The sequence below is a fragment of the Candidatus Pelagadaptatus aseana genome (genome assembly GCF_040362265.1).
Lineage (GTDB): Bacteria > Pseudomonadota > Gammaproteobacteria > Pseudomonadales > Cellvibrionaceae > Pelagadaptatus > Pelagadaptatus aseana.
The window spans coordinates 308,225-324,863 of the sequence record NZ_BAABNJ010000004.1 but is presented as its reverse complement, the minus strand read 5'-3'; the positions used below and the strand labels follow the sequence as shown (position 1 = coordinate 324,863).

Genomic DNA, 16,639 nt, shown 5'->3' with positions numbered 1-16,639 from the left:
ATTGCATGCGCCATAAAAAGAACAAACTATGACCGAGCTGAACGAGACACACACAAAACAGCTTAAAAAGCTCTGTGCGGATGCCTATGAACGCTACGATTGTGGGGATTTTAAGGCCGCGCTGCGATTATTCTATCAAGCTTGGGTTGGCCTCCCCAAGCCCCAGACCGACTATCGTGAATCCGGCTGGGTTCTAACAGGAATTGGCGACACCTACTTCCGTCTTGGTCAATACCCTCAAGCCTGTGAAGCGCTGGGGTCGGCCCTTCACTGTCCCGGTATGGAAAATAATCCCTTTGTACTGTTGCGACTTGGTCAAGCCCACTTCGACAATCAAGAAAAACCTCTGGGTCGCAAATATTTACTGAAAGCTCACCAACAGGGTGGCCAGGCGACATTCAACAATGAACACCCCTGTTATCTGCAAGCCATCACCGATCTGATTTAGTGTTGCTGACTGAAAATCCCTCTGGGTTGCTTGGCAACCTCAAAGATTAACTTCATAAATTCATCGGCTGGCAAGGGCTTGGCAAAGTAGAAGCCCTGAATGTATTCACACTCCAAGGAATCCAGATATTCATACTGCTCACGGGTTTCTACCCCTTCTGCCACCACCTCCAGAGAGAGCCGCTGGGCCATGGAAATAATCAGCTCTGAAATTACCCGATCATCTTCATCGTCCGGTAAATCCATAATAAAAGAACGGTCGATTTTGAGCTGATCGATGGGCAGACGCTTGAGATAACTGAGCGAGGAATAGCCAGTGCCAAAATCATCAATCGACACTCTGACGCCCAGCGCCCTAAGCTCATCCAGTTGATGTATATTCTGTTCAAGATTGCTCATAAACAGTGACTCAGTAATCTCAAGTTCCAGCAGAGAGGGTTTCAGATTGACTTCATTGATCGCCAGACCTACCTGACTGACAAACGCCGGATTGAGCAGTTGACGGGCCGAAACATTGATACTGATCACCACCTCCTGCCGCAAGGCCTTATAAAGTGTCTTGGCCTGCTGACAGGCGGTTTTCATAATCCACACTCCCAGCTCATCAATCAGGCCGCTGTCTTCTGCTGCGGGGATAAATTCCGCCGGGCTGCGAAATTCACCCGATGGCAGACGCCAGCGAATCAGGGCTTCAGCCGAGTGAATCCCGCCACTTTTCAGATGCACCTTGGGCTGGTAGAAGAGTACAAACTCGTGATTTTCCAGTGCCGACTTCACTTCTTGCTCCAGAGCCAGCCGTCGGGAAACCTGCTGATTCATATCCCGGGTAAAGAATCGGAAATTGTTTTTACCCTTGGCCTTGGCCTGGTACATCGCCAGATCGGCGTTTTTCATCAGTTCCTGAACTTCGACCCCATCATGGGGGGCAATCGTCACACCGATACTGGCCTGAACTTCAATCAATTGTCCTGTCAGGTGCATGGGCTGGCTCAATGCCTTAAGAATTTTATTGGCCACGATGGAGACGTAGTGCAGGACATCCACATCCGTCAACAGGATTGCAAATTCATCGCCCCCGAGACGCGCCACCGCATCCTCATTGCGCAGACACTCCTGTAACCGGCCGGCTACCTCAATCAGCAGCTCATCACCAGCGTCGTGACCCAGGGAGTCGTTAATGGTTTTAAAATTGTCCAGATCCAGATACAACAGCGCCAGCATCGATTCGGACCGATTCAAGGCATTCAATTCCTTTTCCATAACGCCTTTGAAAAAGGTCCGGTTCTGCAGGCCGGTCAGATGATCGTAATAAGCTAAGCGCTGAATCTCAGCGGATGTTTCGCCACTTTGAAACAGAGCCTGAGCGCTGTAGATAATACTGACGATGTCACCCTCTTCCCCTGTCTGGTAGAAGATTTTTTCCAGAAAGTTTTTGGTCGAGCCATCGTCAGTAGACTCAATATGAATTTCATTCTGCCAGATGCCATGGGTCTTGAGAGCGTCTTCCACCTCCTGAAAATGCCCAGCACCCAACTGAGGGAAAAATCCCCTATAGATTTCCCTGAAATCGCCATGGCCCAAATCCGCTCCGAACAAATCCAGAAAGGTTTCATTGGCAAAGATCAGTTCCCAATCAGGCTCCATAATCGCCGTCAAATTACCGGAGGCGTCCAGAGTGGAATACATGCTCGACAGGGACTTGCTCATGGCATCCAGACTGCTGATCGTCTTTTGATGACTGTTGATGGTTCGTCTCAGATTGGTCGCCAGATCGTCAATGGCGTGAGATAACTCGCCAACCTCATCCTCTTTTAAGGTTGGTGCGTTGTAGTGCCAATCGGACATCGGGATTTTCTGGGTTGCCGCCAGCAATTTCTTCAATGGCAGACTGATATAATGCTGCAGGCTCTGATAGGAGATCACGGTCAGAATCAGGGCTCCGGCGATCATAAACACCAACATTGCGTAATTGATCCGCAACAGCCTGTCATCGATAAAGGAATCCGGGTAGAGGCCAATCATCGACCACTCAGTGCCATTCATGGCCACCGTGACCAGATGGTATTTACCTGACCCGGGAATGTGCCACTGATCTACTGCCCCCTCATATTGTGGACCGGGGTAATCCTTCAGGACCGCAGCAATTGATTCCACTGTGAGGTCCGTATTGGGTGTTGCCTCCTCCAATAATTGCAACTGCACGCTGGACGCCAGCAGTCGATTGTCCTTATCAGTCAACAACAATTGTACGGGAAACTCGTTAGTCACCTGAGTCAGTCGATTAAATTTACCGTAGGGCATATCAAACACACCAACCAGAACTCCCCGCTGACGATCCTCTGTCATCACCTTCTGAGTCACGGTCATGGTGAATTCATTGTTGAGCGGGTCGAGTAACACAAACCAGTTACTGCCGTCCTTGTCTTTAGTGTCTGCAACAAACAGATCACTGCTGCGTGGATCAAAGTCCTTGGCCATCAATGACGCCCGGTGCAGCGGCTGGGTTCTCAAAAATCCGGTATCACTGATAAACGACAATGACAGTAACTCTCGCCCCAACTGGCGCTCGGATGCCCCCCAGGCACTGCCTGTGTAGGCGATTTCATCGAGCATATCCTCTGTCACAGCCAGCTGTTTGGGAATAAATACCGAGCTGTGGACGTCCACCTTGAAACGCTTATCAGCCAAATCCTGTTTCGAGCCTTTATCCCAGTATCGGGATACCGCATCAGGGTTGCGATAACTGGCTTCAAGATCATGTGCCAGAGCCAGCAATTGCGCTCTGCGGTCGTAAAAACTGACCTCAAAACGATCGGCCGTGGTCTTGACGAACCGGGCCAATGAGCGATTGTACTCGCGCTCAAAATCCAGACGCAGATAATGGGTCACAGCCAGCAGGTAAAACAGCGAGCCAATCACTGCGACACTTCCTACAATTTTCAAAATTCTTAGGCTGATTTGAGAGCGGGCAAGCACATCCATTTCCAGTTTCTGGTACTGATATTGTTTTCGTAGCAAGGAAAAATGCGACACCTTAAGACTAGCCCAAATACGTAAAAAGTAATTAGCCGCGAGCAGTTATTTTCGGTTTTCTACAACCCCACCTTATGCCATCATCCTGCTTTATCTAGAATCCAGACAGATCAGTAACTCATGCCCCGCCCCCTGATAAATATTGAGCCTCTGTTAGACGACATCGCGCAAGACACCCTGATACTGACACCCAATAGCCGGTTAAAAAACAAACTGTTACAGGCCTATAACCACCATCAGCAGCAACAAAAGCTGACGGTCTGGCCAAATATCAAAGTCTATGCCCTGCGCGAATGGCTGTTGCAATGCTACGAACAATTACTTGGTCAGGGTTTGCTTGAAGATCCAAGGGCTCTGGCCAGCAAGCTGCAGTTGCAACAATTGTGGCTACAGGTCATCGAATCCAACACCGACGGTCTGGAGCTGATTAACCCATTGCGACTTGCCACAGACGCTGCTAGCGCCTTTTCCAGTCTGGAGCAATGGCAACTGTCCGTAGCGGAACTTGACTGTGACAGCGACCAGCAGCGTCAATTTTGTGAGTGGGCTGAACAATTCCAATCGCAGATGGCGGCACAGAAGCTGCAAACGTTTGAGAACTTACAGAACCAGGTTAATCAGGCTTTTATCAGCGGCCGGTTGCCGCAGCAAAAGAAATTAATGGCACTGGACTTTGGCACTGTATCGCCGCTGGTCAGCGAATCCCTGCAAGTCATGGCAGAGCAGCTGCAGCAAAACAGCACCCATGCAATAGCGACCGAACGGTGCCAGCGCATCGCTTGCAACGACCGCAATCATGAAGCAAGACAGGCGGCACTCTGGGCCAGAAACCAATTGCAACAGGAGCAAACGGCGACCATTGGTATCGTGGTGCCGAATCTGGGTCAGGAGCGTGAGCGCATTGCCCGACATCTGACCGAGGTATTTGAACCCCATTATCTGCTGCCGGAAACCAGCCGCTACACCCTGCCCTTTAACTTTTCCACCGGTGTTCCTCTGGGGGCAACACCACTGATCAGTAATACTCTGGCCCTGCTGCGATTGAATAATCGCCAATGGACCTGTCAGGCGCTGACCGATCTGCTCTACTCGCCCTTTTGGGGGGTGAATCAGGACCTGGCTTTTCAGGAACAACTGCTGGCCCGCCTCGAAGGTCTGGGAAGGGACATTGTCCAGGTCGCCAGCCTGCGGCAAATCTGTCATGAGCTGCAACAGCAACACCCCTGCACTTATGGTCAGTGGCTCGATAAAACCCTGCAGGATTTTGAAGCTCAGCGCCGGCGTATCCCTGCCAGGCAGTCACCCAGCCACTGGATTGAAACCTTTCAGACTCAGCTACAACAACTGGGCTGGCCCGGAGAGCGTCGGCTTGACAGTAATGAATACCAACAGATCCAACAGTGGCAAACGCTGTTGGAGGATTTCTGTCGCCTCGACCATGTCCAACCGGCGCTGACGGTATCCGAAGCTTTGGATCTGCTCAACCGCCACGCCAGTGGCACCCCCTTTCAGGCCCAGACCCGCGAATCACCGATTCAGGTTCTGGGGGCGCTGGAAGCCGCGGGATTGGTATTTGACCAATGCTGGGTCATGGGCATGAGCCACGCAGAATGGCCCGCCACGGCGCAACCGAACCCACTGTTACCTCTTGATATGCAACGCCAGCTCAGGATGCCCCACGCCGATGCCACTCGTGAACTGGAGTACGCCCGTGAACTGACCGGTTACTATCAGCGCTGTGCCAACACCGTTATCTTCAGCCACCCACTTCAGGGCGAGGAGAGTCACCTGTCCCCCAGCCAACTGATTCAACACATCCCAGAGGTTACTGCTGAAGCATTGGGACTTGCGAACCAGATTGCGCCATTGGACCACCATATCGCCTGTCAGCGACAAGCTGTGGCGCTGGAAGCCGTCGACAGCCATCGGGCACCGCCACTGTCACACCTCGAACAACAGCATGTTCGCGGTGGCTCACAGATACTCAGAAATCAGGCGATCAACCCCATGGCCGCATTTCTGATTCATCGCCTAGGTGCCCGCCAACCAATAGAACCGACCGCAGGCTTTAGCCCCATTCAACGGGGTCAGATCCTGCACAACGCCCTGAAAATCATCTGGGATAAGCTGGGCGACCAGCAGCAGTTGCTAACGGCCGAACCCGAAGCATTGCAACAATTGGTCAAAACCGCCGTCACCGAGCAGGTTAAGCGTTATCAACGTCGTGAGCCCGGCGTCATAGGGGATAACTACGCCGCTAATGAAATCAGTCGCCAGAGTCGTCTCATTATTGGCTGGCTGGATCAGGAAAAACAGCGCCCCGGTTTTACCGTGATAGCCCACGAACAATCCATCCACACCGAGCTGGCTGGCTTACCACTGACCTTGCGGCTTGACCGACTGGATCAACTGGCAACCGGTGAGCTGATTGTTATTGATTACAAGACCGGCTCACCCAACATCAAACACTGGGGTGGAGACCGGCCCGAGGAACCCCAGCTGCCACTCTATGCCCTGGCCTACCAGAGTGATATTCAGGCATTGATGTTTGTCCAGATCAACGCCAGACAAACCACCGCCATGGGTATCGGACAGTTGCAGGACTATCATCCGGATATCTCTCCGGCCAGTGATGGCGCCAAGATGGAGCTGCCCGATAACTGGCCAGAGATATTGCAGCACTGGCAACAGACACTGGAATCACTGGCACAGGAATTTCAGCAGGGGCACACCCTCAACCAATTCAAAGGGGTCTCACAACAGCACTTTTATGAGTACCTGTCTCCCATTCTTCGGCTCAATCAACAACCGCCGGTAACCGAGGACAAAGATTGATGCAGCCCGCCGATTATCAAGCCCGACAGGCCGCTCTGGATCCAACACGATCCTTTGCCGTAACCGCCCCGGCAGGATCCGGTAAAACCGGTCTGTTGACCCAGCGGGTACTGACCTTATTGGCTACCGCCAATGAGCCCGAAGAAATCCTCGCCATCACATTTACCCGTAAAGCCGCGGCCGAAATGCAGGAGCGCATCAGCAGTGCCCTGATTCAGGCGGCCAGCAGCAACAGACCCGAGGCCGAGCATGACCAGCTGACCTGGGACCTTGCGCAAAGTGTGTTGCAACGGGATCAGGAACAAGGCTGGGCGCTACTGGACAACCCCGGTCGCCTGCGAATTCAAACTATTGATGGTCTGTGTCGTTCAATCACCCAGTTTCAGCCGTTAGCCAGTGGTCTGGGTGGCTCCACCCAGATGCTCGACAGGCCTGAAACCGCCTATCAGCAAGCCATTAACCAGTTGTTCCGATTACTGGAAAGTGATGAGTCCATTGTCGATCAACTGCAATACCTGTTGGCTCATCTGGACAATAATCTGGAGGCGACCCGGGATCTGCTCATGTCCCTGCTGCAAAGACGCGATCAGTGGATGGCGGCGTTAATGCAAACCCGTGATGCCCGTCATTATCTCGAGTCGGTACTTAACCAACTGATCACAGAAAGCCTGCAACAGCTGCAGCAGGCCCTCGGCCCACTGGCTTCGGACCTGTGTCTGGCGGCCGACTTTGCTGCTGGCAATTGTCGTAACGACAAGCCAGATTCAGCCATCTGCCAGCTACAGGGAATTACCACGTTGCCCGGCACGTCGTGCGCCGATCTGGATCAATGGCGAGCACTGACCGAACTGCTGCTGACCAGCAGTAACAGCTGGCGCAGTTCACGGGGCATCAACAAGAATGTCGGCTTCCCCACCGCCAAAGACAAACAGCAGAAGGCCCTGCTGGCCGAGCGCAAGCAACACTTTGTCGATCTGCTGGAACAGCTGCGCCAACAACCGGGACTGGAGGAGCAATTGCGTGTTGTACGCTATCTGCCGCCGGGCCGCTACCCGGAACAACAGTGGCAACTGCTGGCAGCCTTGACATCAATTCTGCCGAGGCTGGTCGGTGAGCTGTTGCTGGTCTTCCGCCAGCTCAATGCCACCGATTTTATCGAGGTAACACAGGGCGCTTTGAAAGCTCTGGGGGACTCGGAATCACCCACCGATACCACCCTGATGCTCGACTACCAGATTCGCCATATTCTGGTGGATGAGTTTCAGGACACCTCAACACCGCAGTTACAGCTGCTGGAACGATTAACCGCAGGTTGGGAGGCCGGAGATGGCCGCACCCTGTTTATCGTCGGCGATGGTATGCAATCCTGTTATGGTTTTCGCGCCGCCAATGTTGGCATCTTTCTGGATGCCCGCAACCATGGCATAGGCACCGTGGCACTGGAGAAGCTTGATCTGACCGTCAATTTCCGCTCACAAGCCCAGATCGTTAACTGGGTGAACGACACCTTTGCCGAGGCCTTTCCCGAGCGGGATGATATTGCCCGCGGTGCCGTACGCTACAGTGAATCCGAAGCCTTTAAACCGGCACTGGAAGGCACCGCCGTACAATGCTGGGGTTTATTGAATACCGACAACCGTTTGCTGGAAGCGGAAACCCTTTGCAGCAAAATCCGGTTGACGCAAAGCCAATTCCCCACTGATTCCATTGCCATTCTGGTCAGAAATCGCGGCTACCTTAAAGCCATTATCCCGGCCTTACAGGCACACCAGATCCAGTGGCAGGCGACCGATATCGAGCCACTTTCCGGGCGCATGGCCATTACCGACCTGATGACCCTGACCCGAGCTCTGACCCACCCGGGTGATCGCAACGCCTGGCTTGCCCTGCTGCGTACCCCATGGATGGGCCTGAATAACAGCGATCTGTTAACCGTGGCAGGCCTGCAACCTCTGGCCGATGGACAGGCCGGTTTTGTCAGCCTGATGCCATCCATCATCGAATGGCTGAACGACGCTGCCAGCACTCCGGATCTCTCACCGGAAGGGGTATGTAACCTCAAGCGCAGCGTTGCACTGATTCATCACGCCTGGCAAAGTCGACGCCGTAAATCCCTCAGACAAGTAATTCATGGGCTCTGGCTGGCGCTTGGAGGCCCTGCGGCGGCAACCGACAGCAGTGATTTAAACAACGCCGAAGATTTTTTCCAGTTACTGCAGAATTACGATGAGGGTGGCAGCCTGCCCCGTTGGCAGGAATTCGCGACCGATGTCGAACGTCTCTATGCCCGGCCTCAGATCACCAGTCACAACCCGGTTCAGGTGATGACCATTCACAAATCCAAAGGACTGGAATTCGATCACGTGTTTATTCCCGGCATCGACAAAGGCGCCAGACCGGATGATCACCAATTGTTGTTATTTCAGGAGCGCATCAATCAAGACCATGAAAAGCAGCTGTTGTTAGGGCCTCTTGCACCCAAAGGCGCTGATGCCGATGCCATCTACAACTATCTGCGTGAAGAGGAAAAGCTGAAACAGAAACTGGAGGCCACCCGGTTATTCTATGTGGGTTGCACCCGGGCGATTAAGCGTTTGCACCTGCTGGCCAACCTGAGTAAAACCGACAAGGGTGAACTCAAAGCCCCTTCCCCCGGTTCGCTGCTCGGTCCATTATGGCCAGTGGTCAAAGATGAAATTATAGGCTTGGAAGATGACTCAGTCGGCTCCACCTCGGGTGGAGACACTGCGGTAACAGACGTTATTTACCGGCTTGAAAAAAGCTGGCAACGCCCGGCACTGGCAATCAGCCCGCTGTTGCAGCCCTATCGCGGGGAAGAGTTCGATGACGAGGACAACATTCCCGAACCCCTATCGCTGCATAATCATTGGCGCCGTCACATGGGTACCATATTGCATCAGGCTCTGTGTCAGGTAACCCTAGATGGTGTTGCCATCTGGAGCAGTGAACGCATCGAGCGCCAGCGCCATTGCTGGCAGGTACAACTGCAAAATCTCGGGGTGACGGCTCAACATCTATGCCAGGCAGTGGATGCCGTGACAACCGGCCTGACCAATACCCTCGATGATCATACTGGCCGCTGGCTGCTGGATAACAGCCACAGTGACAGTCAGTGTGAGCAGGAGCTGTGGCAAGCAGGCCATACACCGCGGTTATCGATTGTGGATCGCACCTTTATTGATGGCGACACCCGCTGGATTGTGGATTACAAAAGCAGCGAACCGGCCCCGGGTCAAAGTCTGAAACAATTCCTGCAACAGGAAGTTGATGAGTACCGAGTGCAGCTACAACACTACGCAAGGCTTTATCAGACGCAGGAAAACGGCAATGACAACCCCGTTGCTGCCAGCAAAATACAAACTGCGCTCTATTTCCCCATGTTGAAGCACCTGGAAGCAGTAGAAATTTAGAAAAAACCCGGATTTCATACTCCTATTAAGGCGCAATTTCAGTAGAATAACCGCCTTTGCACAATTAAGACGATGTAACAACCATGACTCAAACCGCTGTAGATGACTTAAATATTGGTTCTCAGGAAGTTCTTATTTCTCCTGATCAGCTAAAAGATGAACTGCCATTGACCCCGGCGGCTGAAAAAGCCGTAACTGAAGGCCGTCAAACCATTCGCAATATTCTGGACCGCAAAGACCATCGCCTGATGGTTGTTATCGGCCCCTGCTCCATTCACGATGTGGATGCAGCCAAGGACTACGCCCAGCGCTTGAAGAAGCTGGCTGACGAAGTCTCAGACTCTCTTTACATCGTTATGCGCGTCTATTTTGAAAAACCCCGCACCACCGTTGGCTGGAAGGGACTGATCAACGATCCGTATCTGGATGACACCTTTAAAATTCAGGACGGTCTGCACATTGGTCGCCAACTGCTGCTGGACGTATCGGAGATGGGACTGGCCACAGCCACCGAAGCTCTGGATCCAATTTCACCACAGTATCTGCAGGATCTGATCAGCTGGTCCGCCATTGGCGCACGCACCACCGAATCCCAGACTCACCGTGAACTGGCCAGTGGTCTGTCTTCAGCGGTAGGTTTTAAAAACGGCACCGATGGTGGTCTTACGGTTGCCATCAATGCTCTGGAATCCGTATCCAGCCCACACAGCTTCCTGGGTATCAACACCAAAGGTCAGGTAGCCATTACCCGCACCAAAGGTAACCCATATGGGCATGTGGTACTGCGTGGCGGTAACGGCAAGCCAAACTACGACTCTGTGAGTGTTGCGGTATGCGAACAGGAGCTGGCCTGTGCCGGCGTTTCCACCAACATCATGGTGGATTGCAGCCACGCCAACTCCAATAAGAACCACGAGCTGCAGCCACTGGTTATGGAAAACATTGCCAATCAGATCATCGAAGGCAACAAGTCCATTATCGGCATTATGGTGGAAAGCAATCTGGGCGCAGGCAATCAGAAGATGTCTGACAATATGGAGTACGGTGTATCCATTACCGATAAATGCATTGACTGGGATACCACCGAAGCCACCCTCAAAAGCATGGCCGAGAGCATCGGTGATGCCCTTAAAAGCCGCATCTGATCAGCTGACTGATCACCAAAAAAACCCGGCACTGCCGGGTTTTTTTATGCATGACTTTTAATGCACAGCCGTGTGCCGTTTGGCCATCTCCGCATTGATAAACGCGCTGAGTATCAACGATTTAAGCTCGTCGGTTTCTGTGAACTCCACACCATAAACACGCTCACCCTGATTGTTTAAAGCTCCGGTATCACCAGCGGGCAGATCGAAACAGGTGCGGATCAAGGCTGACAATTCGATATTGCGAGCCACGCCGGCAACCTGTAGCTGGGATTTAATGTTTACCTGCTCCCCTACTTCAGCCCCCGCGGTTTCCATGCGGATTCTGCCACCGGAGATACTGATATCGGAAAACACCCCCTGAGCACTGACACCGCTGGCAAAGGTCATTTCCAGTGGCAACGTGATGTCCACGCGAGGGTCCTTGCGCACATTGTTGAAACTGAAATTGCGTGGGTAGGCCAGATACAACAGCGGAAAAGGTGATGAATTCAGTCCCAGCACCTTGGCGGAGAACGTCACCAGACCGTTGCTGGTGGATGCCTTGATGGAAATACTGTCTCCGGTTCTGAGGCGCCCCTCCGGACTGAGCCGTCCGTCACTTGTACGCGGCAAGGTCAGCAGAATACTTTTGTCGGGAATACAGCCAACGTAATGGCTGATCAGCCGCTGGGCTTCACCGGTAGTGTTGGTGTGGATATGCAACTGCTGATAGTTAACCAGCCCCAACTCTTCGAATTTCATCATAGGTTTATCAACCTGTTATCGGCCCATTCACAAGCCATTCACTGTTATTGTGTCGATTCAGACAATGCCGCCCGGCACTTGATACCGGCGGGCACAATCCCGTTTGGATTGGGCAGCTCGGTTCTCACCCGAAAGGTACCGCTGGCCGCATCAATGATCGGGTCTACCATGGTGATTTTAGCCAGATAATCGCCATTCACAGGAGCTTCCGGATAAATATGGATAGTGCCCTGACGGGGTATTTTCTCGAAATACTCATAAGGCATCACCAGTTCAACTTTCAGTGGATCCAGACTGGCCAGGGTCAGGATTGGGTCAGTGCCTACAAACTCACCCGGATCATTGAAGCGGTCAATCACCACACCATTGATCGGGCTCTCTATAGAACGCTGGGACAACACCGCTCTGGCGTGCTCCAGCTCTTTCTGGGCGACGTGCAGTTCGGTAATAAATTCATCCCGTTCGTGTGCAGAGATCAGATTATCCTGAAACAGGATGTCATTGCGTTCTACCTGACGCTGGGCAAACTCTTCCCGCACCTTGGCCAGTTCTACCGAGGCCGCCTCAACCCCTGACTTTAAAGAGAAAAGGCGACCCCCTCGTTTGACACTGTCGCCCAATTTGACCGAGAGCTTATCGACAACGCCTGTAACCGGGCTGCTGACATCAATGCGCATGCTAGGCTCAATCATACAGCCCATGGCAGGCAAATAATCCACGGACGGCCCAGGCGTTGCCATGTCTTCACTTTGCTGTGCAAACGCCAGTGAAGATGTCACCAGCCACGCCATCACCAAAACACCGCAGTGTTTTATACCGGCACTCAATGCCATTTACCGCCTCCCAAAAAAGCCAAAGTCTGTCGCTCCCTTTCATCCGATTTTAATGTCTGCCGCCGCTCACCGGCGTGACGTTTTTCCAACCGCCATTGCGAAAACCGTTGCAGACCATGCCCCAGTATATTGCGCAACGGCGGAATATATCCGCATATTGTGTGAATCACACGGGACAAATACAAGCCGTACATCAACACGATCGGATCATCGTAGGCAAGAATGTATTCAACACTGCCGGGATCACCCTGACGTGCGCAACGACCAGCCAGTTGGCGATCCACCCGGGCACTGTCGTTCAGTTCGGCAATGATGACATGCAAACCACCGGCGGCCTTGCAATCGGCATCCAGCTTGATGTCCGTACCGCGACCGGCCATGGAAGTGGCAATGGTGATCTGACCACTGCGTCCGGCTCCGGCTACGATCTCCGCCTCTTGCTGATCCTGCTTGGCGGTCAATAAGAAATAATCGACACCGCGCTTATCCATCAATTCAGCCAGTGCCTCGGACTGTTTGACCGAAGAGGTACCGATCAACACCGAACGTCCCCGTTTAGCCTGCTCGCAGGCGGACTCTACAATGGCCTGCTCTTTCGCTGCCTGATCTTTCAATACCTGATAACCGGTTTGTTTGCGTTTGGATTTATTCAGCAATGGTACCGCTTTGACTTTCAAGCCATAGACACCGAGAAACTCGTTGCGCACCTCTTTCGCGGTGCCGGTCATGCCAGACAGATAAAAGTATTTGCGGAAGAAATTCTGATAACTGATCTTGGCCAGAGTTTTACGGGGCTTGGTTAAAGGGCAGCTTTCTTTTATTTCAATCAATTGATGCAATCCACCTTCCCAGGAACGATCCCCTGAAGGACGACCGGTATACTCATCAACGATCACAATTTTCTCTTCCACAACGATGTAGTGTTTATCGCGGTGAAACAGGTGCAGAGCCGACAATGCCTGCGTCAGCATTTGCTGGCGACGAATCAGGTTGTACCAGGCCGTACCAATATCCAGACTGATTTGCTCAGCCGCCTCAATACCCTCTGCGTGCATCAACACTCTACGGTTTTTCAAATCTAGACTAAAGTGAGTGCCCTCGATCAGATTATTGGCCACCGACATCACCGTACGCAGATAATCTTCTTCGTCTTCCATATCCACATCACCACCGGAAATCACCAATGGGGTTCTGGATTCATCGATAAAGACACTGTCGGCCTCATCGACAATGGCAAAAGACAATCCCTGATGCATCAGGCGGCTAAGGAAATCCGAGCGGCCGTCTACCACCTCACGATGGACATCGAGAGGATCACGGCGATCTTCCAGCACCAGCGAATCTTTGAGGTAATCAAAAACCAGTTCGTTATTGGAGCAATAAATAATGTCGCCGCCATAGATGGCCTGACGCTCGGGTATCTCGCTCTCGTTGGTAATGGTCCCGGCCTGCAACCCCAGATAATCAAACAGTGGCTGCATTTCTTCACAGTCACGCTGGGCCAGATAATCGTTGGTGGTGATTACATGCACCTTGATTCCAGCCATGGCTGCGGTACAACTGGCCAGAGTACCCGCCAGAGTTTTGCCCTCACCGGTCGCCATTTCGGCCACCATGCCGCGCAGCAGTATCAACGAGGCCCGAATCTGGGTGTGATGATGGCGCATGGCCAGCGTTCTGAATGCCGCCTCACGTACCATCGCAAAGGATTCCACCAATGTCCGGTTGTTAATGCCCTGCTCAATCAAATCCTTACGCACGGCGGCCATCACCTGCTGAAAATCCTGTTCTGACAACTCACCGAATTGTTCTGAACGACGAATGATCTGCCTGACCAGACGACTTTCAGAGATCAGCAGGTTGCACAGGCCAATAAACACATGCTTGTACAGCCAGTAAAAAATTTGATCAAACCAGGTCCGGTTTTTAAAACCTTTCTCAGGGCGATGCTTAACTGACGCCTGTACTTTTTGTGGGTAGCGATAAAGCCATTTTGCAATGGAGTGTGCAACAGCGGATTTAGACATTAAATTGCTCCAGGAACACTCGGCGTACTGCACGATACAGGCGCCAGAAAATTGGTTCACTGCGCAATTGGAACTGAACAAAGAAACGCTCTTCTACAAACTCCAGAAACGCTTCGTCCGATGCCACCAGCAATTCAACGTGATTCTCGACCGCCGTTGGCGCTTCTGACTGCGAAGGGTCCATAACAATGACCCCACCAGCCTGATCGGACAACACCAGACTCGGCAAAATTTGAGTTACCTGAGGTGTAAAGCCGATCAATTCAGCGGGCAATTCCAACGAGCGGGATGAGGCCGAGCGCAACCGAATAAATTGTAATTCTCGGGCAATCTGTTCCGCCTCATGTTCAGGTAACATCACCTTGAGGACCAGTCGGTCTTCCTGAGTCAGGATATAACCCAAAAGCTCACCGCGTTCGAGATAGCTGTGCTGCAGTTGGGTGTGATTGCCCAGTACAACCTGACCGTCACTGAGGCTGACCACTCTGGCCTGCGCCAGACTTTGCCGAGCCTCAAGGAGTTCTGTTTCAAGCCGTTTGATCTCTTCGGCGACCACCAGATACTTGGCGCGGTCGCTGTAAACCGATTGAAACCGAGCTTTGGCTTCTTTCAACTGTGCCTCAAGGATATTGGCTTCACCTTCGAGATCGTAATTTTTTAAAATTGTGATGGTATTACCGGCCTTGACTGGCTCACCATTGCTCACCAGCACCTGCTCAATAAAACCACTTTCACCCGCGTAAAGGCGCTTGTCTTCGGATACCCAGGCCACCCCTTCAACCGTCGTTGTCTTGGGCAACGGTAATTCAAACAGCAACGCCCAGACAAACACCACCGCCATTGACATAACCAGATAGGGATTGCGGCCATTAAACCTGAACTCTTGTTCCGTAAACGGCTTGCTGATGGTCTTGCCAAAGGGAATCACCCAGCCCGAGGTAAAGGCCCAGATGGCCAACGCCACACCGACCACAAAATATTTACTGCCGACAAACAGAATGATCGAGATGGAAATAAACAAACGGTAAGCAAACGACAACAGGTTATAGAAAAACAGCCAAAAGGATTCCCGCGCATCACCACTGGGCGAGTGCACCGAGGTAATACCAAACAGGTAACGTTTAAACAGATAGCCCCAGTAAGACGTCGATTTCTTTGCCAGATTGGGAATCTCAAGATAATCGGAGAGCACGTAGTAGGCGTCGAATTTAAGCAGCGGGTTGCCGTTGAACAAAATGGTGGAAACCCCGGCCATAAACACGACATTAAACAACAGGGATTTCACTAAGCCGGGCTCGGAAATGGACCAGAACAACAGGGCCACCGCAGCGATCAATAGCTCTACGATTACACCTGCCGCAGACACCAGTATCCGGTGGTATTTATTGGTAAACGACGCCGACTCCGTTGCATTGACATAGGGCATCGGAAAAAAAACCAGAAACATGATACCCATTTCATGAACCTGACCACCAAATCTCCGCACCACATAAGCGTGACCAAATTCATGAATGATTTTAATTAACGGATACAAGAACCACATCAACAACAAATTATCAGCCGCCAGAACCCGATCGGCGAGATTGTTGGTCAGCGCATCAAAATGGCGAAGTGCCAGCACCCCGCCCCAGCCAATAAGGAGCAGATAAAGTACAACGAACTTCCAACCCAGCAGCCGGTCAAGAAAAGGCACGAGACGATCGAGTATCCGGGTGGGATCAAACAGTGGAACCTGAATCGCCAGTGGCGACTGCAATTTTTGCAACAACTTGCGTTGGCCTTTACCCGTCTTGCGTTGAAACAGATCCCGGGCATTGGCCGGCACATTCAAATGCAGCATGTCACTTTGGTAAAGATTACCAACCAGCGAAATAACCTCATCCTGAGTCGGCATTTCCTGTTCCAGCTGATCGCCGGAATTTTCCCAAATCTGGTTGAGACTGTGCTCGCCATCCATCAGTCCAATCAGGCTGTAGGCCTGCCAGGAATAGCGCTGTACGGTGCCCGATATGGTGTCACGCAACACATACCAGCGCTCGCCACGGTGCATCTGGGAGGAGATGTCGATTTGGACTTTAAGGCGGGGCTTAAGGTTTTCTACCCGATACCAGTTTTTACTGAACACATTGACCGACATAGCA

The 16,639-nt window shown here is 52.2% G+C and carries 9 protein-coding genes; 4 read left to right on the top strand and 5 right to left on the bottom strand.

Annotation, left to right across the window (positions count from 1 at the left end; translation table 11 throughout):
* The first annotated feature begins 28 nt into the window (after positions 1 to 28).
* Positions 29 to 448 (top strand): hypothetical protein, encoded by a 420-nt coding sequence (locus ACPXV9_RS08090; RefSeq protein ID WP_423895942.1) that lies wholly within the window; start codon positions 29 to 31, stop codon positions 446 to 448.
* On the opposite strand, the gene ACPXV9_RS08085 is transcribed toward ACPXV9_RS08090, so the two are convergent.
* Positions 445 to 3,465, bottom strand: a complete 3,021-nt coding sequence (locus ACPXV9_RS08085; protein WP_423895941.1) for a bifunctional diguanylate cyclase/phosphodiesterase — start codon at positions 3,463 to 3,465, stop codon at positions 445 to 447. The genes ACPXV9_RS08090 and ACPXV9_RS08085 overlap by 4 nt on opposite strands.
* Positions 3,466 to 3,600: 135 nt before the next feature.
* Between ACPXV9_RS08085 and ACPXV9_RS08080 the strand changes: the two genes are divergently transcribed.
* The 3 genes from ACPXV9_RS08080 (at position 3,601) to ACPXV9_RS08070 (ending at position 10,891) form a co-directional block, all read left to right on the top strand.
* Positions 3,601 to 6,315, top strand: coding sequence for a PD-(D/E)XK nuclease family protein (locus tag ACPXV9_RS08080; RefSeq protein ID WP_423895940.1), 2,715 nt, complete (start codon positions 3,601 to 3,603; stop codon positions 6,313 to 6,315).
* Complete coding sequence (locus ACPXV9_RS08075; RefSeq protein ID WP_423895939.1) at positions 6,315 to 9,746, top strand: UvrD-helicase domain-containing protein; 3,432 nt, start codon at positions 6,315 to 6,317, stop codon at positions 9,744 to 9,746. The genes ACPXV9_RS08080 and ACPXV9_RS08075 overlap by 1 nt, the downstream gene beginning before the upstream one ends.
* A gap of 83 nt (positions 9,747 to 9,829) precedes the next feature.
* Entirely contained in the window at positions 9,830 to 10,891 is a 1,062-nt protein-coding gene (locus ACPXV9_RS08070) for a 3-deoxy-7-phosphoheptulonate synthase (protein WP_423895938.1), read from the top strand.
* A 57-nt stretch (positions 10,892 to 10,948) separates the two neighbouring features.
* Here the strand turns inward: ACPXV9_RS08070 and ACPXV9_RS08065 are convergent, their stop codons facing one another.
* From ACPXV9_RS08065 to ACPXV9_RS08050, 4 genes are read right to left on the bottom strand one after another with little or no spacing between them, the layout of a single operon-like run.
* Positions 10,949 to 11,638, bottom strand: a complete 690-nt coding sequence (locus tag ACPXV9_RS08065) for a flagellar brake protein (protein WP_423895937.1) — start codon at positions 11,636 to 11,638, stop codon at positions 10,949 to 10,951.
* A 44-nt stretch (positions 11,639 to 11,682) separates the two neighbouring features.
* Entirely contained in the window at positions 11,683 to 12,471 is a 789-nt protein-coding gene (locus ACPXV9_RS08060) for an efflux RND transporter periplasmic adaptor subunit (RefSeq protein ID WP_423895936.1), read from the bottom strand.
* On the bottom strand, positions 12,462 to 14,498 hold the full coding sequence (locus ACPXV9_RS08055; RefSeq protein ID WP_423895935.1) for a DEAD/DEAH box helicase: 2,037 nt from the start codon (positions 14,496 to 14,498) through the stop codon (positions 12,462 to 12,464). Before ACPXV9_RS08055 ends, ACPXV9_RS08060 begins: the two co-directional genes overlap by 10 nt.
* Entirely contained in the window at positions 14,491 to 16,635 is a 2,145-nt protein-coding gene (locus ACPXV9_RS08050; RefSeq protein ID WP_423895934.1) for a hypothetical protein, read from the bottom strand. Before ACPXV9_RS08050 ends, ACPXV9_RS08055 begins: the two co-directional genes overlap by 8 nt.
* Positions 16,636 to 16,639: the final 4 nt, after the last annotated feature.